At 49.7% G+C, this 16,808-nt stretch carries 22 protein-coding genes; 15 read left to right on the top strand and 7 right to left on the bottom strand.

What is annotated here, in order from left to right; translation table 11 throughout:
• Positions 1-51: 51 nt before the first annotated feature.
• Together ompA and sulA are read right to left on the bottom strand one after the other, a co-directional pair.
• The gene (ompA, locus tag K6R05_RS12350; RefSeq protein WP_010255028.1) at positions 52-1,122 is read right to left on the bottom strand and encodes a porin OmpA; all 1,071 of its coding nucleotides are present in this window, start codon (positions 1,120-1,122) and stop codon (positions 52-54) included.
• A gap of 350 nt (positions 1,123-1,472) precedes the next feature.
• Positions 1,473-1,964, bottom strand: coding sequence for an SOS-induced cell division inhibitor SulA (sulA, locus tag K6R05_RS12345; RefSeq protein WP_161735658.1), 492 nt, complete (start codon positions 1,962-1,964; stop codon positions 1,473-1,475).
• 210 nt (positions 1,965-2,174) lie between these two features.
• Here sulA and K6R05_RS12340 point away from each other — a divergent pair, with 210 nt between their 5' ends.
• Complete coding sequence (locus tag K6R05_RS12340; protein WP_222924251.1) at positions 2,175-2,804, top strand: TfoX/Sxy family DNA transformation protein; 630 nt, start codon at positions 2,175-2,177, stop codon at positions 2,802-2,804.
• Here K6R05_RS12340 and yccS read toward each other — a convergent pair.
• The 5 genes from yccS to K6R05_RS12315 form a co-directional block, all read right to left on the bottom strand.
• Entirely contained in the window at positions 2,801-4,960 is a 2,160-nt protein-coding gene (yccS, locus tag K6R05_RS12335) for a YccS family putative transporter (RefSeq protein WP_222925489.1), read from the bottom strand. The two genes, K6R05_RS12340 and yccS, sit on opposite strands and share 4 nt — an antisense overlap.
• Positions 4,944-5,384, bottom strand: a complete 441-nt coding sequence (locus tag K6R05_RS12330; RefSeq protein ID WP_161735652.1) for a YccF domain-containing protein — start codon at positions 5,382-5,384, stop codon at positions 4,944-4,946. The genes yccS and K6R05_RS12330 overlap by 17 nt, the downstream gene beginning before the upstream one ends.
• Before the next feature lie 134 nt (positions 5,385-5,518).
• Positions 5,519-6,568, bottom strand: a complete 1,050-nt coding sequence (locus tag K6R05_RS12325) for a site-specific integrase (RefSeq protein ID WP_031592826.1) — start codon at positions 6,566-6,568, stop codon at positions 5,519-5,521.
• Between the two features lie 22 nt (positions 6,569-6,590).
• Positions 6,591-6,932 carry a DUF2511 domain-containing protein gene (locus K6R05_RS12320; RefSeq protein ID WP_222924250.1) on the bottom strand — a complete coding sequence of 114 codons (342 nt, stop codon included), beginning with the start codon at positions 6,930-6,932 and terminating at the stop codon, positions 6,591-6,593.
• An 8-nt stretch (positions 6,933-6,940) separates the two neighbouring features.
• Positions 6,941-7,804: a phage repressor protein CI gene (locus K6R05_RS12315; RefSeq protein ID WP_222924249.1), complete on the bottom strand. Its 864-nt coding sequence runs from the start codon at positions 7,802-7,804 to the stop codon at positions 6,941-6,943.
• Positions 7,805-7,926: 122 nt separating this feature from the next.
• On the opposite strand from K6R05_RS12315, the gene K6R05_RS12310 reads away from it, so the two are divergent.
• The 14 genes from K6R05_RS12310 to K6R05_RS12250 all read left to right on the top strand — a co-directional run bounded on the left by K6R05_RS12310 (position 7,927) and on the right by K6R05_RS12250 (position 16,729).
• Positions 7,927-8,304 carry a hypothetical protein gene (locus K6R05_RS12310; RefSeq protein ID WP_010255041.1) on the top strand — a complete coding sequence of 126 codons (378 nt, stop codon included), beginning with the start codon at positions 7,927-7,929 and terminating at the stop codon, positions 8,302-8,304.
• A 33-nt stretch (positions 8,305-8,337) separates the two neighbouring features.
• Positions 8,338-8,847, top strand: a complete 510-nt coding sequence (locus K6R05_RS12305; protein ID WP_222924248.1) for a phage regulatory CII family protein — start codon at positions 8,338-8,340, stop codon at positions 8,845-8,847.
• A gap of 9 nt (positions 8,848-8,856) precedes the next feature.
• Complete coding sequence (locus K6R05_RS12300; protein ID WP_222924247.1) at positions 8,857-9,039, top strand: phage filamentation protein Fil family protein; 183 nt, start codon at positions 8,857-8,859, stop codon at positions 9,037-9,039.
• Between the two features lie 64 nt (positions 9,040-9,103).
• On the top strand, positions 9,104-9,421 hold the full coding sequence (locus tag K6R05_RS12295) for a hypothetical protein (protein ID WP_010256638.1): 318 nt from the start codon (positions 9,104-9,106) through the stop codon (positions 9,419-9,421).
• 68 nt (positions 9,422-9,489) lie between these two features.
• Positions 9,490-9,720 carry a DUF2732 family protein gene (locus K6R05_RS12290; RefSeq protein WP_222924246.1) on the top strand — a complete coding sequence of 77 codons (231 nt, stop codon included), beginning with the start codon at positions 9,490-9,492 and terminating at the stop codon, positions 9,718-9,720.
• The gene (locus tag K6R05_RS12285; protein WP_157353756.1) at positions 9,720-9,947 is read left to right on the top strand and encodes a TraR/DksA C4-type zinc finger protein; all 228 of its coding nucleotides are present in this window, start codon (positions 9,720-9,722) and stop codon (positions 9,945-9,947) included. The genes K6R05_RS12290 and K6R05_RS12285 overlap by 1 nt, the downstream gene beginning before the upstream one ends.
• Complete coding sequence (locus K6R05_RS12280) at positions 9,944-10,807, top strand: DNA adenine methylase (RefSeq protein WP_222924245.1); 864 nt, start codon at positions 9,944-9,946, stop codon at positions 10,805-10,807. The genes K6R05_RS12285 and K6R05_RS12280 overlap by 4 nt, the downstream gene beginning before the upstream one ends.
• Positions 10,804-11,808 (top strand): phosphoadenosine phosphosulfate reductase domain-containing protein, encoded by a 1,005-nt coding sequence (locus tag K6R05_RS12275; protein ID WP_222924244.1) that lies wholly within the window; start codon positions 10,804-10,806, stop codon positions 11,806-11,808. Before K6R05_RS12280 ends, K6R05_RS12275 begins: the two co-directional genes overlap by 4 nt.
• Positions 11,805-14,063, top strand: coding sequence for a replication endonuclease (locus K6R05_RS12270; protein WP_222924243.1), 2,259 nt, complete (start codon positions 11,805-11,807; stop codon positions 14,061-14,063). Before K6R05_RS12275 ends, K6R05_RS12270 begins: the two co-directional genes overlap by 4 nt.
• A gap of 189 nt (positions 14,064-14,252) precedes the next feature.
• Complete coding sequence (locus K6R05_RS12265) at positions 14,253-14,438, top strand: hypothetical protein (protein WP_222924242.1); 186 nt, start codon at positions 14,253-14,255, stop codon at positions 14,436-14,438.
• Between the two features lie 63 nt (positions 14,439-14,501).
• Positions 14,502-14,681 carry a DinI-like family protein gene (locus K6R05_RS12260; protein ID WP_262390918.1) on the top strand — a complete coding sequence of 60 codons (180 nt, stop codon included), beginning with the start codon at positions 14,502-14,504 and terminating at the stop codon, positions 14,679-14,681.
• A 74-nt stretch (positions 14,682-14,755) separates the two neighbouring features.
• The gene (locus K6R05_RS22145) at positions 14,756-14,980 is read left to right on the top strand and encodes a hypothetical protein (protein WP_262390870.1); all 225 of its coding nucleotides are present in this window, start codon (positions 14,756-14,758) and stop codon (positions 14,978-14,980) included.
• Positions 14,981-15,570: 590 nt separating this feature from the next.
• Positions 15,571-16,092: a hypothetical protein gene (locus K6R05_RS12255; RefSeq protein WP_222924241.1), complete on the top strand. Its 522-nt coding sequence runs from the start codon at positions 15,571-15,573 to the stop codon at positions 16,090-16,092.
• Complete coding sequence (locus K6R05_RS12250) at positions 16,082-16,729, top strand: HIT family protein (RefSeq protein WP_262390869.1); 648 nt, start codon at positions 16,082-16,084, stop codon at positions 16,727-16,729. Before K6R05_RS12255 ends, K6R05_RS12250 begins: the two co-directional genes overlap by 11 nt.
• The last annotated feature ends 79 nt before the right edge of the window (positions 16,730-16,808 follow it).

Here is a 16,808-nt window from a genome sequence, read left to right as displayed (position 1 = left end):
TACCGGCACAAAAAAACCCCGCTAAGGCGGGGTTTTTTATGACGTGTAAACTTAAGCCTGTGGCTGAGTTACAACGTCTTTGATACCTTTAACGTCGATTTCTACACGACGGTCCGGCGCCAGGCAGTCGATCAGGGCATTACGGCCTTTCACGCTGTCACAGGTGTTGCCGGTAACTGGGTTAGATTCACCCATGCCACGTGCAGAGATCTTGTTAGAAGGAATACCTTTAGATACCAGGTAATCTACGACTGACTGAGCACGTTTCTCAGACAGTTTCTGGTTGTACTGCTCTGAACCGATGCGATCGGTGAAGCCCAGTACGACAACGGAACCATCTTTAGGATCCATTGAGCTCAGCTGGCTGTACAGCTGATCCAGAGCCTGCTGGCCTTCTGGCTTCAGGGTAGATTTGTTGAAGGTGAACAGAACGTCAGACTTCAGAGTGAAACGCTTGGTTTCAACAACTGGAGCTGGTGCTGGAGCCGGAGCTGGCGCCGGAGCAGCGACGTCATCCTGACCGAAGCGGTATGAAACGCCTACGCTCAGCATGCCGTTGTCTGGACGCGTACCAACGGTCTGTGCATCACCGATGTTGTTAACCCACTGGTAGTCCAGACGGGTAGCCCAGTTTTTGGTCAGCGCATATTCAACACCAACAGCAGCCAGCGGAGATACGCCGGTGTCGTGGTCGCTGATGCGGCCAGTAGTTGGGTTAGTCTGCGTTGAATCTGCACGCCATACCATGCCGCCCAGACGAGTATACACGTCCAGATCGTCATAGATTGGGTAGCTCAGTTTAGCAGCCAGCTGAACGCCCTGTGCTTTGAATGCGCCGTTAGTCACGTTGCCTTTGTTAGGCATGCGACCCAGCCAGTCATAGCCCAGCTCGAAGCCCAGGTATGGATTTGCCTGGTAACCAACGAATGCACCTGCACCCAGCTGGCTTTCATGAGTTGGACCGTCATTGTTTTCGTAACCGTTACCGTAGTAACCAGTGTCGTGATACTGAGACCAGCCCAGTTTAGCACCGGTGTACCAGGTGTCATCTTTTGGAGCGGCCTGCGCTACGGTAGCGAAGCCAGCCAGTGCCACTGCAATTGCGATAGCTGTCTTTTTCATTTTGCGCCTCGTTATCATCCAAATAGGCAATGAGCAAAAAGGTTGCTCTTGGTTTAAATCCTTCGCCGGGTCAAAACGCTCGCTTATGACTCTACCGCAAAAAACGGAGGTTATTGAGCACCCTGGCGAGATAAAGTCTACAACGAGATTGGAAACTTACAAGTATGATGTGAGGCGCTTCTGTAAAAAAACAGCGATTTATACACAATTTCTAACAATTAGCCTGGTAGTATTGTCGCGGCAAAAAGCCTTAAAAACCTGCTAAACCATTGTCACAGCTCGAACTAAAAGAATCAGTGGTTTAGCGACGACAGATAAGAAAAATAGCTTGGGAAACTTCTGATTTTTACTTAATGAAACAAATCCGACTGAATTTTTATCGCACTTTGCGGTCTGAGAGGCGCTTCCGATGTCCCGCTTGCCCGCAAAATCAAACCCAGCGCGTCACCCTCTGCCGCCGCATTTTCAAGTTGACGGCGCTCATCTTCGCCAAGGTCATAAGGAATCCATGCCAGAACGACACTGTAATTTCCTGTACGTAATGCCTTGACCATCGCTTCCACCGCATTCAGACGTTCAGAATCGGCGATATGCATACTTTTATCCAGCGGTAATCCCGACTCCTGCATCCAGGTGCGATTCAGTTTATGTGCCGGTGTTAACCACAACTGCCAGCGTGATTGCTGACTCAGCTGCTGTAATAATGGCAACAGCAGCATCTGCATCATACCGGGCTGCTCGCTGCAGCGTAACTCAGTAATTCCACCGCCCTGAGAGGCCGGAACGGAAGAGGACGCGTAATGATGAGCATAGCGTGCATTATCAGGATGTTGTGTTCGCATAAGTTAATCACCAGCAGTTGACTGTATGAATATACAGTACTGTTATCCTGGATAAAGATCAACCCAAATTTCTGAAAACGCCTCGCAAAAACGCGACAAGATTAGTTGAAGCGTTATTTATTCATTGAACCGGCTGACACTTTTTTCTATCTTCTAATTGCCTGATACCCAAGGCAATTTAAGAAGTATTTCTGACATGGAGGTGGTGCAATGAAAAAGGTGAATCCGGTCGTAGAGCGCTCCAGAGCGCGCCTGGCCCCATTGGGACCAATAGAGTCCCGCACCCAGTTTGGGGGGTATGCTCTGGCTGTCGAAAGTGTGGTTTTTGCCTTAATTAATCAAGACGAACTCTATCTGCGGGCCAGTGAACCGCTGCGCGAATACATTACCGATCGCCCGCTGCAACCGTTGATTTTTCGCAAGCGGGGAAAACTGGTCAGCCTCAATTACTTTCGGGTTGATGAGGCCTTATGGCGCGATTCTGACCATCTGCTGGCGCTCTCTGCTGCCTCATTAGAGACGGCGCAGCTGGAGTTGCAGGACAGGCAAGCGTCTCCGCGGCTGAAAGATTTGCCTAATCTCAGTGTACGCATGGAGATGATGCTCTTTGAGGCGGGCGTAATGAGCGTCAATCATCTCTACCAGATAGGGGCCAAGCAGTGCTGGCTGAAGCTGAAAGCGATCAACCAGCACGTGGGATTTCAGACATTACTGGCGCTGCAAGGGGCTATTACGGGCCGCCATGCGGCTGCGCTGCCGCAGGCAACCCGGGCGGAGCTGAATGCATGGTTCCAGCGCACGCTTTTATCACACCCGGACCTCAGAAGTAGTGAAAGCTAGTCAGTAATGAGCGTGCGGCGCAGGCGAGCCACATCCGGCATTAATGCCACCAACAGACCGAGTTGCTGGAGCACCAGCGGCGCACGCGTATCTGCATCTGCAGCCAGCTGGCTGATTCGCTGAGCCAGTTGCTGGCGCATCAGTTCAACATGTTTATCGCTGACCACGTCCGTCTGAAGCACATCCTCGACATAGCAAACCGTATCATCCAGTAAGGCGAGCAGGTCCGGCGCTGTAATTTTATCGCGGTGAGCGCCCAGCGCGGAAATGTAGCTCAGAAATGAGTGATTGGAGCAGAGCAATTGAAAAGCTGAATCACGCAGTTTCTGGCTGGTACGACTTTCACTGCTCATGTTTGAGACGACAGACGCCAGTTCAGCATCCGCATTATGCGCATCACGGCGGGCAATACGATAGGCAAGCCGGTTATCTTTACCCTGGTGATATTGCTCCATGATGGCATCCAGATAACGACAGTTCGCTTTCAGCGTTCGCTCTGCCACAGCTGGCAGCTGACGAAAGCGCCAGTCAGGCCAGATAAAGGCGACAGCCAGCCAGGCCAGACCACAACCGAGTAAGGTATCCACGACACGGGGCAGCGCGACTTCAAACCCTTCACCTAACAGGTTAAAGCAAAGCAGCACCAGCAGAGTGATAAACAGCGTAGCCTGCGCATACTGCACCTGCCTGAAAGCGAAGAACAGCACGCCGGTAATCACTATCAGGATTAACTGCCCTTCAATGGAGGGTACCAGCCATAAAACGGGTAAACCGATCGCAATCCCCGCCAGCGTTCCGCCGATGCGCAAGGCAAGGCGTCGCTGCGTGGCGTTATAGTTGGGCTGGCACACAAACAGGCTGGTCAGCAAAATCCAGTATCCCCGCTCCAGTCCGGTTATCTGAATGAAGCCGTATCCAATACAGAGCACCACTGACATGCGAACCGCATGCCTGAACAGTGCCGACGCGGGAGAGAGATGGCGGCTGAAGCGCAGCCGGATATCACTCCAGCCACTCAACCCTTCACGTGACAGCAGATTGTCACTGTGCTGCGGATCTTCACCGGCCAGCGTCTGCTCTGACTCAATGGATGCGAGCTGTGCGTCAATGGCACGCAGGTTACGTAGCAGCCAGAATAGCGCGCGGGTATGTGGCGCCTCAGGCTCATGTTGCTCAAGTCGTTCAATCGCTTTCTGCAATCGTTCAAACGCACGTTCAAAGCGGCTGTCATGCACCCATCTTTCACGCATCAGGATGCAGTGTGCCAGCTGGCGACAGGCTTGCGCCTGCATATTCAGCAGACGCTGAAAGCGAAACAGAATTTCGTTATAGCGCCAGTCGCCGCGCAGCAGGTGATATTGCAGATGAGAGGAGCTGGCGCGTTCATGAATATCCTGCGCCACAAAGTAGTAGTGCAGACTGCGACGGGTGCCGCGCGATCCGCGATCGCCGCGCAGACGGCTCTGCAGCGTGGTTTTGGTCAGATTGAGCTGCGCCACTAACTGGCTGTTGACCATTGCCGCATCAATAAACGCAGCATCATCCTGCTCGCCCGCATCAGGATCGAACAGATTCGCCTTTGCATCAAGGTAGCGGGCCAGTTGTGAAAAGCTTCCCGCCAGCTGTTCCTGTACCGGTCGGACCGGGAACATCAGATGACCCAGCAGGTTCAGAAGGTTATACCAGAGAGCGCCGACCAGCAGCAGCATTGGCTGCATGTACCACTGGCTGAACAGCCCGATGCCGAGCATGGTATAGACCGCAATCAGCAGCGCACCAAAAGCGATAGTGGCGTAGCGCTGCCCCAGAGCACCCAGCAGAATAAAGCCCCAGGTCGAAATCGCCAGCCCGACCATAAAGGCGAACGGCCAGGGAAACAGCAGCTCTACGGAAACCGAGGCGATGCAGAAGCAGAGCAGGGTAATCAGCAGATTCTTCAGACGTCCGGCCAGACGATCATCAAGATCGGCCAGCGCAGCCGCGACCACCCCCAGCGTCAGAGGAATCGTCCACTCAATCTGATGCAGCCACCAGGGGATGGCAGCGCAGCCACTCAGGGCAAACAGGATCCGCAGCAGATAGCGCCACGTACTGTTAAACAGATATTTTCGCCAGCCAGGCACTGCATCAGACATCATATTAATAGCGGCGGGCATTGGCGTCGCGCGCAGCACGCGCCTCTTCTACTGACACCACCCGGCGTCCAACCGGCCAGAGCGCAATAGCGGCGATCTTAAAGTTTGCAATCCCTGTCGGAATACCGATGATGCTGATGCACTGCACAATGCCCACGGAAATATGCGAAAGGCAGAGCCACCAGCCGAAGAAAATCAGCCAGAAGATGTTCAGAAAGGTGCCGCCGGTATTCAGAATATGACTCTTACTTTCAGGACGCAGCACATCGACATGCACCGCCTCGTTGCCAAACGGCAGCAGCGAGAGTTTAGTGATTTCCCAGCAGGAGCGGGTCAGCGGCAGGGTAAAAACCAGCACGACGCTGATCAATGTGGCAAACAGCCAGCTCAGGGTGGTGAAAAAGCCGCCCAGAACAAAATTCAGAATATTTAAAACGGTGCGCATGATCTTCTTTTCCTTTTGCATTCCGCAAGATGTGACGCCAAGTTTAGCCTGTTTTAAAAAACACTATTTAACAACAATGACTTGGCAGTAAAAACAATTAGTTAAGTTAATTTTAAGTGCAGGGAAATGCAGTGTTATGAATCCTCTGCTGCCACATTGCTGCCACTATAACCCGCGATAGGGTTGAGCTGTGCAGCCTCTTCAAGATGGTCTGGTGCGAAGTGTGCATACCTCATAGTTTCACGAATGTTTGCATGACCAAGTATCCGCTGCAGTACCAAGATGTTGCCTCCATTCATCATAAAATGACTCGCGAATGTGTGCCGGAGCACATGCGTATTTTGACCATCAGCTAACTGGATATTGGCAATGTTCAGCATTTCACTGAAAGACTTATAGCAAGGCTGAAACATTTTATCTTTAAGGGGCGAAAGCTCATCATAAAGCCACCGTGGGATAGGTACGGTTCGGTTTTTCCCACCTTTAGTTTTTATGAAGGTAAGCTTATAGGGTGACAACTGGGAACGGGTTAGGTTCTCGGCTTCGCGCCATCTGGCACCTGTTGCAAGGCAAATCTTAACGATGAGCGTAAGGTTGTTATTGCCAAACGAGTTGCAGGCTTCAAGTAGTGTTTTGATTTGTCCGTCAGTTAGCCAGGACATCTCTTTTTCTTTTTCTTTGAAAGGCCGGATTCCATCAAGAGGATTAGGTAGCTTCCACTCTCCAAGTCGGCGCAACTCGTTGAATACAGCTTCGAGGTAGTATTGTTCGCGGTTTACGGTAATGGGTTGTGCTATCCATTTCTGAGGATTGGCATGATAACCATTATCAATTTTCCCGCTCAACCGCTGGTCTCGATAATGCGCCCAATCTTTAGTTGTTATCCTCGAAGCAATCGGATCACCCATTCCCCTGCAAACAATCTTCAACTTTGCAAGACGCAGTTTGCTTGCTGTCAGTGACTGCCCGTGTAGGTTGTGCCAAAGTTGGATTAATTCGCTTAGCTTCCGGCGATCCTCTTTTTCACCGAGCCAGGGCTTATCTTCGGTCTTCTTTCTTTCATAATCTTCATAAGCCTCGGCCTCACCTTTAGTGTTAAATTGCTTACGGATTCGCTTTCCATCCCTACCGTTAGGGAATATCTGCGCAAGCCATTTGCCATTTTTTTGTTTAGTAACAGTCATAGTGAGAACCGAGGTAAATTACTTATTGTTCACAAAGGTTATTGCCAGCATCAAGAATTGGGCTGATGCTTTTCTTAACCCCTTTATAGTTTGGATCGTCAGCCCATACAGCATCTATGTCATAACCATCCATTTTCCCGGACTGGACTGCATCTTTTGCGTTGCCATTTACAGGATATCGGTCCTCAGTATCAGTGTTATAAACGAAGATGAAACGTTTATTAATGCAGGACACCTTAGCTTTCTTAAAAGTAAGGGGCCAGTCTTCACCTAATTTTGATGAATCCAAATCTACAGATTTTTCGGCAGCATAAGATGCAGATGCCCCAATAAGGCATGCTATGGCAAGAAATAACTTTTTCATTCCATTCCTTAAACGTGTTTTTCCAGTGTAAATAATACCGCCCCAAATGGGGTAACGTCTGATGCACCACATTCAAACGAGACATTTGGATTGGTTAGTTTAATTTTCCCGCCGGGTAGGCGAGAGATATCATACACATCATAAGAGTCATCAATATTAACGAACCAGCGACCATTGGCGATGTTCTTAGCCTCTGTATTCACTAGCCATGAGTGGCCAACACCATCAATAAACACTAAGCAATCTTTATCGACTGCGGAAAGCGCCGGATCCATAAGCCAATTTCCTGCGTCATTCAGAACGCCTGACACTAATTTTTTCTTCGGAATACTTATTGATGATGTGACAACTTCGGGCTGACTATCGAACATCTCACCTTTACCAGTTGCTAACCATCTGAGAGACACGCCTGTGTCTAGCGCGCATGCAACAACTACATCTCCGGGGAAATATTCCCTGCGGATCCATGTGCTGATTGTGCCAGAAGAGATATCAAGTAAATCGCCCAGCTCCTTTTGCATGGTAAAGCCGTAGGCATCTAATAGGCGGCGTAAGACATGCTTGCCACCGTTAGCCATAACTTCTTCATAGGCATCCTTGCCTTTGAGCTGAGGCTTAGAATCACGCAAATTTGCATTTGCAAGATTGCCGGTAATCAGCCAATTAATATCCGCGCCAGTCTCTATGCAGCAGCGAACAACGATCGTGCCAGGTATTGTGTCACGCTGCACCCATCCGCTAACGCTGTGCTTAGCAATGCCCAATACATCAGCCAAATCCTTCTGCATTTTAACGCCGTATGCAGACATGATGCGTTCCAAAACCCCGCCAGACGCATCTATCTTCCAGCTACCGCCCTGTTCATCGGACATAAGAAAGCACCACCAGTATCTATAAAGTTATTTACAGGTAATTTTTAACGATCTATAGTGACGCTCATCGACCAAGATGCACATCACTGCACTATATTTTACTTAACCGGAGATAATGCGATATGAAAGATGCAAAAGCAACTTCAACGCATGAGCCTGAAAGCTCGCAAAAGCAATCAAGTCCTTTTACCGACTCACAAATCAATGCGCTTGTCTCAGCCTTACTGCCAAGCCTGCAAAAAATGATCGGCTCTGCAATGGCTGACGCCATGAGCGTTCGCGACTTTGCAGCAATGCGCGGCGTCAGTGAGCGCCTTGTCTGGCAGTGGCTTGACGAGGGCATATTGCTAAAGGCTCCAACCAAAGATTTCAACAATAAAAAAAGTGCTGAAAAACGCAGCAAAGTCCTTATCAACGTCAAAGCATGGCGCGACAAACTCACACAGCAGGCTGTCGATTGTCGCTATATCGATGCCCGCACTTCGCAATCTCTGAACTGAGTTTGATTATTTAAGTTGAGCAAGGGAATAGCCATGTTTGATTTTAAGACTTCCACCCATAACCACTATGACGACGCCTGCCGCAAGTTCGCACTTACGCACAACATGGCTGAGCTGGCGCAGCGTGCAGGCATGAAAGTGCAAACTTTGCGTAACAAGCTCAACCCGGATCAGGTGCATCAACTGACCGCTCCAGAAGTGCTGTTACTTACCGACCTGACCGAAGATGCCACGCTGATGGATGGGATGTTAGCGCAGCTGCAGTGCCTGCCATGCGTACCGGTTAATGAGCTGGCAAAAGATAAGTTTCCGTCCTACGTGCTGAAGGCTACCGCTGAAGTCGGAAGCATGGCCGCCAGCGCTGCAAACCCGGAGCGGATAACTGCAACATGCCGCCGCAGTATTATGGAAGCCGCAAATACCGGCATTCGCTGCATGATGCTGGCCGCACTGGCCGTGCAGACCCGCGTTCACTCTAACCCGACCTTAGCCTCAACCGTTGACGCTATCAGCGGGCTGGGTGCTTCGATTGGCATCAGCTGAGGGCGCAAGATGATTTCATTTGCGGCACAACTCAAGCGCCAAAGTCCCTCAATGTCCTACGGCAACGGCTGGATTATGGGCGAGAACGGCAGACCCTGGCATCCATGTAAAAATCAGCAGGAGCTGCTGAAAAGTATTACAACAAAGCGCACCGGATATTCTCAACGCCTGCGCCGTTTTTTCGGTGGCTAATATGCGAGTTTTATGGGAAGTACCAAAGCAACACGAACCCGCCAGATTTTCCAAAATTCATTTGATGGGCGGTCGTGTTGATAAGATTCAGCCAATGACGTTTGATGAATTTCGTAAAACGTGGCGTCAGATGCGTGACAATAACGCTAACGCCGCATTGCGTTATTTCAACCATCAGAATGACGAATTTAAATTCTGTGTGCTTACGCTGGCAAATCGTGAGAATCCAAAAAGTTTTAAGCCGGAAGAAATAGGTAAGCCATTTCAGTATTTCGAAGAACACCGCAGGGAGTTGATTATTATCGCCATGAATAAGATGGCGCGATGGGGCAGCATTTTACCTCGTCAGTTTTCAACCGCAGACTGTTTTTTACCTGAGTAATTAAATTCCAAAAACGAAAGGCGTAAACCCGCCGGGCATTCTTTTGCCTAAATTCTGGAGAAAGTGAAATGAGAAATATCGAAACAAGAAAATTTGACGCCGACGTGGAGCAACTTTCCGCATTCATCACGACCGCCCGCGCTGAAGAGCGTGCCGAGCGCGGTCTGCAGGTGGCTCACCGCTTAACTGAGATTGCCATGCGTATTCAGCAAAAAGGGCTTAGCGGTGTTGAAGCTGCCGAGTTACTGCGTCAGGAAGCTGAGCGTTATCAGAGCGAAGCGCAGGAGGCGATTCACTAATGGCCGACTCAATCGACATGGCGCAGGCCCGCGCCGATGAACTGCTGGCGCGCAATATCGCCAGCGTGGTTAACCGCCCGGTCAGCGTGGCGGCTTCATTCTGCGAAGACTGCGATGCCCCAATCCCGGAACAGCGCCGCCGCGCGGTGTGTGGCGTAACTCGCTGCGTCGGCTGTCAGGACGTGGCCGAACTTCGCACCAAAGTATCAAAAGGCGGTGCGGTATGAGCACGATTCTGAAATGGGCGGGCAACAAGTCCCGCGTTATGCCGGAGCTGCTGGCGCACCTGCCTGAAGGTGAGCGCCTGGTCGAACCCTTCGCCGGTTCCTGCGCAGTAATGATGAACACCGATTACCCGGCCTATCTGGTTGCGGATATAAACCCTGACCTCATTAATCTCTATCGCCAGATAAAAGAGCACACCCGCCCGTTTATCGTTGTGGCGGCTAGCCTCTTTAATCAGAACACAACCGGCGAAAGTTATTACGCTGTGCGTGAAGCATTTAATCACAACCCTGCGCTGCCTCTTCTGGAGCGCGCCGCTTATTTCCTGTACCTGAACCGCAATGGCTATCGCGGTCTTTGCCGCTACAACAAGCGCGGCGAATTTAATATCCCGTTTGGTAACTACTTGGAGCCATATTTCCCGCTGCGTGAGATTGAGGCATTTGCAGAGAAGGCCCAGCACGCGACGTTTATCTGTGCCGACTTCCGGGAAACGCTGCGCCTCGCTAAATCCGGGGATGTTGTGTATTGCGATCCGCCCTATGACGGTACATTCGCGGAATATCACTCTGCAGGTTTTGGCAAAGATGAGCATCACGATCTGGTCAGCATGTTGCTCGACGTCTCGGAACGCTGCCCGGTTGTGGTTTCAAACAGCGACACCCTTTACACCCGCAGCATCCTGCGCGCTTTCGACATCACCAGAATCAGCGTAGCCCGCTCGGTTGGCGTAGCTGCAGGTGAAGGAAAGCGCGCATCAGAAATCATTGCGGTACGTCAGCCTAAATCCGCCGTCATTTTTACTGGCTTCGATATGGCAGCTGGGCCGGACTGCTCTGTAAAAGTAGAGGTGCAGCAATGATCGATACGCGTTGCTTCGCCCCTGGTGTTATGAACCTTGTTACCGTGTCTGGAGGTAAAGACAGCCTTGCTCAGTGGCTGCTGGCTATAGAATCCGGAGTGACATTCGAGGCTGCTTTTGCCGACACCGGACATGAACACCCCGAAACAGTCAAATATCTGGAATACCTTGAGACCAAACTCGGTCCATTACGCCGCGTCAGGGCTGACTTCTCACAGCGTATAGCTGACAAGAGAACGTTTGTAAAAGATAAGTGGCCAGTTACCCTGGTCAGAGATTTAGGATTCACAGAGGAAGAGGCGGCCCTGATAGTGCGTCGCGCTCTGAATGCCCTAAAACCTACCGGCATTCCTTTTCTTGATATGTGCATCTGGAAAGGCACATTTCCTTCCACCCAGCGCAAGTTCTGCTCTTTCGAGCTTAAACAGATCCCTATGCAGGAGCAGGTTGTAGACCCGCTGATTGCAGAAGGTAAGCGCGTCATCACGTGGCAGGGAGTTCGCGCTCAGGAATCCGCAAAACGGGCAGAGCTTCCTGAGTGGGAAGCTGGGTTTGATCTCGGGCCGGGCCTGTCGATTTACCGGCCGATCCTTCAATGGACGCATGATGACGTTTTTGCGCTGGCCAGGCGTCACGGTATCAAGCCAAACCCTCTTTATCAGCAGGGGTGCAGCCGTGTCGGTTGCATGCCATGCGTTAACGTAAACAAAGCTGAACTCGGGGAAATCTTTACCCGCTGGCCTGAAGAAGTAAGCCGGGTTGCTGAATGGGAACGGATTGTTGCCCGATGCTCGCGCCGTGGAAACGCAGCATTTTTCCATTCAGGAATGGATCCCGTTAAAGCAGAAACAGACGGCAGCAAAGTATCCCTCGCCTCACACGGCATTGAAACCTATCGCGACTGGGCGCTGACAACGCGCGGCGGACGTCAGTTTGACATGCTTGCAGCTATGGATAACAAGTCCGCCTGCAGCAGCGTCTATCTGGGGGTTTGCGAGTGATTCAGGAATACGCCTACCCGTGGAATGCTCCACGGGAAGCCATCGCCAGCCCGTACCCCACTTATGAGGAAATGCACAGCCGCACTCAGATGATTGCGGCTTTAATGCGTGCGCAGGAACTACTTGAAAAGCAGCCGACACTTATCCAGCTCGACGTTAAACGCCGCGTCAGTGAGCTGGAAAAAACACAGGGTATTGATCGTGCCAATGCGTACTTAACGAAAACTTTCGTTGAGCGCACATTGCCACGCGTTGAAACCGTTAACGCTCAATATCGCCTCGGTGAAATGAGTCACGGCACGTTTAACCTGCTGGCAGGCAATGCCACTAAACAGGCAGGCGCGGCCAGCGCGGGCGGCACTCTTTGGGAGCTGATGCGCCGCTTTAACCGCCTGCCGGATATGGCTCGCGCCGACGTCGATTTGCTTGCCGGGGATGTAGCTAATTTCATTCTCGCCGAGCTGGTACAGGCACACGCGCAGGCCAGCTACGAGTCAGATTATAAATACACGCACCGCGTTTACATGACCGCCGCCACCATCACCCGCGAGCTGAGCCAGACGCCGCCGCTGTGGGATAAAGTCACGTCCCGGCTGTTTGACCCGGAGGAAGTTACCCCGGCGATCATGCGTATGCAGACGGAAAAATGGTGGAAAGGCCGACTGCGCCGCGTGGCCGCATCATGGCGTGAACACCTTCAGATCGCCCTGGCTAATGTCAGCAAAAAGCATACCCCATACGCCAGCAGCATGACCGTTTCAGAGTGGCGCGAGCAGAAGCGCCGCACCCGTGAGTTTTTAAAGGGAATGGAGCTGGAAGACGAGGAAGGCAACCGCATCAGCCTGATCGAGAAATACGACGGCAGTGTGGCCAACCCGGCGATCCGCCGCTGCGAGCTGATGACCCGCATTCGTGGCTTCGAAAACATCTGCAATGAAATGGGCTTTATCGGCGAGTTCTATACGCTTACCGCCCCGGCGCGCTATCACGCCACAATCAAAACCGGGCATCGTAACCGCAAATGGAACGGTGCCAGCCCGGCCGACACGCAGCGTTATCTCTGCAGTGTATGGCAGAAAATCCGCGCCAAGCTGCACCGCGAAGAAATCCGCATCTTCGGGATCCGCGTTGCTGAGCCTCATCATGATGCGACCCCACACTGGCACATGCTTATGTTTATGCGCCCTGAGCAGGCCGAGCGTGTGCGCGAGATTATGCGCGACTACGCCTGGCAGGAAGATGGCAGCGAGCTGACAACCGACAAGGCCCGTAAGGCCCGTTTTCACGCCGAGGCTATCGACCCGGAGAAAGGCAGCGCAACGGGTTACGTTGCTAAATACATCTCCAAAAATATTGATGGTTATGCGCTGGATGGCGAGACAGACGACGAGAGCGGCAAAGATCTGAAAGAAACTGCCTCGGCCGTTTCTGCCTGGGCGGCACGCTGGCATATCCGGCAATTTCAGTTTGTGGGCGGTGCGCCGGTCACAGTTTACCGCGAGCTGCGCCGCATGGCTGACAGCGAAACCGCACACGGCCTGAGCATTGAATTTGCGGCCGCGCATGACGCCGCCGATGCGGGAGACTGGGCCGGATACGTTAACGCCCAGGGCGGGCCGTTCGTGCGCCGTGACGATCTGGCTGTACGCACCTGGTATCAGGCAAGCGAAGATATGAATGAGTACGGCGAGGAAACCGTGCGCATCAAGGGCGTTTACGCAACTGAAGTTGGCGACGATACGCCAATTTTAACCCGTCTGATGCAATGGAAGATTGTCCCGAAACGTGCCGTTGATTTGGGTTTTGAATTTAAGGACGCGTCTGCGTCCTCTCGGAGTTCTGTCAATAACTGTACGGGAGGTTTGAGATCTGAAGATTCGAACCAACCGGAAAATTTCAAAAAATTCGATCTGGACAGCATGAGCAGAAAAGAACAACGTCAGCTTCTTAGCCGGTTAAGGGCGGAACGGCCAGAAAAGCGGCATTTGAAACTGAGGCGATCGGACAAAATCGAAGCTGCGTGCGACAACGTTATAGCCGAGGTGAGAGATTTAAGCGGTGAAACCATCAGTCGCGGGCTTGCCGTGCGTCTGATTGGTGGCACGCAGACTAAAATCGCCGGTCATTTGTTCCGTAGCTTACCTAATGGAGAACTGGCCCGCCCAATACTAGAGCCGAAGAAGACAAGCGTATTAGAACGTTTTAACCGTTTAGCAGAGAAAAATCGTACAAAAAATACGCAATTAATGGGTTGAATTAACAATCTTTAGATGTCTGATAAATAGCTCATTATGTTTCATAGCCAGCTTACTTTAGTGGTACTCCTTAGATAAAATTGTTTTGTATCAGCCAGATAAAAAAGTATTTGGTTCGGACAATTTTCTTTCTCAACTTGCAAATGCTATGCTACTGTATAAATACACAGTACAAGTCGGGGAGGGAAAATGACGGTTCAGGAATCAAACCAGATACATAAAAAAATGGCATGCGTGCAGTTCATCGCGGAGGTTTCGTTAATCGCAAACTGCAAGCCGTCAGACCTGAAACTGGCACTCACCATTATTGCCGAATTGGCAAACTCGGAGACTCATCAGGACGCTGGCGAGGAAATCTTTTACGCTGCTGATTAGGGATTGATATGCGTATTGAAATCATGCTCGATAAGAATCAGAAAATCAGTCAGTCAATGGCAGATGCTTTTCGGGAAAGAAGTGCATAAACGTTTAACTGCGCTTTTTCCTGAAGCAGTGGTACAGGTGCGGCATGGGAGTTACACCAAGATTGTAATGCCCGGTGTGAATGTGGATGAAGACCAGCGCAGGCTAAATGATCTACTTCAGAACGTCTGGGAAGATGACAGCTGGCTTCATTGATAACCGGGCTGATGCCAAAATCTTGATTTTGGCGGTGGCACGGTTGAACAACGAGCATTGCGAGGCGTTAGCAAATGGGCGTAAGCGACACTAATTACCAGATAGTTTACCGAGGCCATCACCTTGAATATTTCCATCCAGGCGGATGGGTTTTTTTCCAGCGCCCTAAAGAGGCGGGGGGAGGGTTCTGGCTCGGCAGGACTTACGATTTTGTTTTTATGATCGAGTTACCGCGGCCCGTTTCTCTTCGTGAAGGCATCCTTTATCTGCAGCAGCTGAAATATGAAAGCGCTTCTTAAACCGAAATTTCAGGCGCTCTGATACGTAAATGAGCCATGCATGCATAACGCGCATGGATTCGCATTAGTTTTTGAAGCCATGTAACACCCTGCAGCGCCAGTAATGGCGCTGTTTTGCGATGTGAATGCAACTGCATTAAAAGCGATACACAAAGCGGGCAGGCGTGGCGGGGATAGCATTGCGCGCGAAGCAGAAAACATGTATGTAGCAGACTGTATCTCATCATTTGTTAAGTTCAGATGCTGGCAGCACATAAGCGAAGCCTATAAGTAACAAATACAATAGACCATTAAGATATAGTTTAGTGGCTATACTAGTATCAATTGCTGTAAAACTTAATCTATAAGGATTGATTTTAGTTTTATTACATGGCTAAATATCTTTACTAATTGCTTGTTGTAAGCTACTTCATTAAACGGAACGGGTTATTTTGAAATCATACATACTTTACTGGTGGATGTTTTCCTGTAGTTTTCTTTATTTATGATTGTTTAAAATGGTTTTTTATTAAGGTTATGATTTTTATTTTAAATTAAATTATCAAGTTTTTTATGAGCAAGGCTCCATTATAATTTATAAGGCGGAAAGGATGAGTCAAAGGAATAAAACTTTAGGTGACGATGAGGTCGTTCCATATTTTAATAGCAATGCTGATCAGATAAAGTTCGAGTTTTCATATTTGGTAGGTCTTTTTCTGTTTGGATGTTATCTTGCATACTTATTCCAGTTTCAACTTGACCTAGAATATAATAATAAGATTTCTTTGTTTTCTTTACTTGGTGGATTTTTTGGTGGTTGGGTATATGATGCTAAATGGTTTTATCGCGTAACTGCAAGAGGTAAAAGTAATCAGTATGACTTTTCATGGGAGTCACATAAGTTTTATTGGAGAATCTCAATACCTTTTCTTTCTGCATTAGTAGCATTTTGTTCTTACACAATAGTCTCACCAGATGCATTCATTTCCACTCTCAAAGGACACGGAAAAGCAAAGATAGCATTTTCAATTTGTTTTATTTTGGGGTACTTTTCTGACTTGGTTTTAAGTCGCTTGGCAGCTTGGGCTGAAAAATTGCTCCCAAAAAACACAGCGAGGGGGAATGATGACTGATTTTTGCAATGAGGCATGTGGGATCTGCAGAGAAATAAACGGTTTGACTTCTATCCAAGGATACGAGTCAATTGTCCGTGAAAAAAATAATATAATAGCTGAAAGTGATAGTTTTATAATAATTCCAAGCATTGGCCCTCTTAACGCATCACATGTGATGCTCGTTCCCAAATGGCACGTCAATTCATTTGCGGCATTAGATGATGAATGTAAGAGTGAGTCACGAAAAATATTATCTCTGCTAAACGAGTACTCAATTAAACAGTTTGGGTTTCCGCTTATTTTCTTTGAAAGTGGGGCAGGGGAAACAATAGATCACTCTGGCGGGTGCATTTTTCATGCTCATATACATTGTGTTAGTTACACCAGAGTGTTTGAAACTGCTTTGAATAAAGAAATTGAATTCAAATCGGTAGGAACCCATTCATCTGAGTATGATGTTCAGGGAGGTTACGTTTGGTATATGAATCCTTCATATAAAGAGTTTCTATGTAACAAGCCGTTATTACCTTCTCAGTTTTTAAGGTATCTATATTCCGACTCAAACCTCATTCGAGGATCTTGGAATTGGCGGCGGGATTATAACATTAGCGGAGTGTTAGAGGTTATTGAAAAATACAAGGGATTCAAACTTTGATGTAAAATGGCTGGCGTTAAGCCAGCCATGTATAAAACTCCCCGGAAAGTTACACTTAATATTTAATTAGCATGGAATG

The sequence above is a fragment of the Pantoea alfalfae genome, from assembly GCF_019880205.1.
GTDB classification, from domain to species: domain Bacteria; phylum Pseudomonadota; class Gammaproteobacteria; order Enterobacterales; family Enterobacteriaceae; genus Pantoea; species Pantoea alfalfae.
The sequence above is the reverse complement of the archived record's forward strand: the minus strand, read 5'-3'. Positions and strand labels throughout refer to the sequence as shown.

Bases quoted from the DNA above. Each gene is read 5' to 3' on its own strand.
- K6R05_RS12320 (WP_222924250.1), bottom strand. From the start codon at position 6,932: ATGAAAAAGTTATTTCTTGCCATAGCATGCCTTATTGGGGCATCTGCA.
- K6R05_RS12285 (WP_157353756.1), top strand. From the start codon at position 9,720: ATGGCCGACTCAATCGACATGGCGCAGGCCCGCGCCGATGAACTGCTG.
- sulA (WP_161735658.1), bottom strand. From the start codon at position 1,964: ATGCGAACACAACATCCTGATAATGCACGCTATGCTCATCATTACGCG.
- K6R05_RS12280 (WP_222924245.1), top strand. From the start codon at position 9,944: ATGAGCACGATTCTGAAATGGGCGGGCAACAAGTCCCGCGTTATGCCG.
- K6R05_RS12340 (WP_222924251.1), top strand. From the start codon at position 2,175: ATGAAAAAGGTGAATCCGGTCGTAGAGCGCTCCAGAGCGCGCCTGGCC.
- K6R05_RS12315 (WP_222924249.1), bottom strand. From the start codon at position 7,804: ATGTCCGATGAACAGGGCGGTAGCTGGAAGATAGATGCGTCTGGCGGG.
- K6R05_RS12255 (WP_222924241.1), top strand. From the start codon at position 15,571: ATGAGTCAAAGGAATAAAACTTTAGGTGACGATGAGGTCGTTCCATAT.
- ompA (WP_010255028.1), bottom strand. From the start codon at position 1,122: ATGAAAAAGACAGCTATCGCAATTGCAGTGGCACTGGCTGGCTTCGCT.
- K6R05_RS12305 (WP_222924248.1), top strand. From the start codon at position 8,338: ATGTTTGATTTTAAGACTTCCACCCATAACCACTATGACGACGCCTGC.
- K6R05_RS12325 (WP_031592826.1), bottom strand. From the start codon at position 6,568: ATGACTGTTACTAAACAAAAAAATGGCAAATGGCTTGCGCAGATATTC.
- K6R05_RS12310 (WP_010255041.1), top strand. From the start codon at position 7,927: ATGAAAGATGCAAAAGCAACTTCAACGCATGAGCCTGAAAGCTCGCAA.
- K6R05_RS22145 (WP_262390870.1), top strand. From the start codon at position 14,756: ATGGGCGTAAGCGACACTAATTACCAGATAGTTTACCGAGGCCATCAC.
- K6R05_RS12300 (WP_222924247.1), top strand. From the start codon at position 8,857: ATGATTTCATTTGCGGCACAACTCAAGCGCCAAAGTCCCTCAATGTCC.
- K6R05_RS12295 (WP_010256638.1), top strand. From the start codon at position 9,104: ATGGGCGGTCGTGTTGATAAGATTCAGCCAATGACGTTTGATGAATTT.
- K6R05_RS12250 (WP_262390869.1), top strand. From the start codon at position 16,082: ATGATGACTGATTTTTGCAATGAGGCATGTGGGATCTGCAGAGAAATA.
- yccS (WP_222925489.1), bottom strand. From the start codon at position 4,960: ATGCCCGCCGCTATTAATATGATGTCTGATGCAGTGCCTGGCTGGCGA.
- K6R05_RS12330 (WP_161735652.1), bottom strand. From the start codon at position 5,384: ATGCGCACCGTTTTAAATATTCTGAATTTTGTTCTGGGCGGCTTTTTC.
- K6R05_RS12265 (WP_222924242.1), top strand. From the start codon at position 14,253: ATGACGGTTCAGGAATCAAACCAGATACATAAAAAAATGGCATGCGTG.
- K6R05_RS12275 (WP_222924244.1), top strand. From the start codon at position 10,804: ATGATCGATACGCGTTGCTTCGCCCCTGGTGTTATGAACCTTGTTACC.
- K6R05_RS12260 (WP_262390918.1), top strand. From the start codon at position 14,502: ATGCTTTTCGGGAAAGAAGTGCATAAACGTTTAACTGCGCTTTTTCCT.
- K6R05_RS12290 (WP_222924246.1), top strand. From the start codon at position 9,490: ATGAGAAATATCGAAACAAGAAAATTTGACGCCGACGTGGAGCAACTT.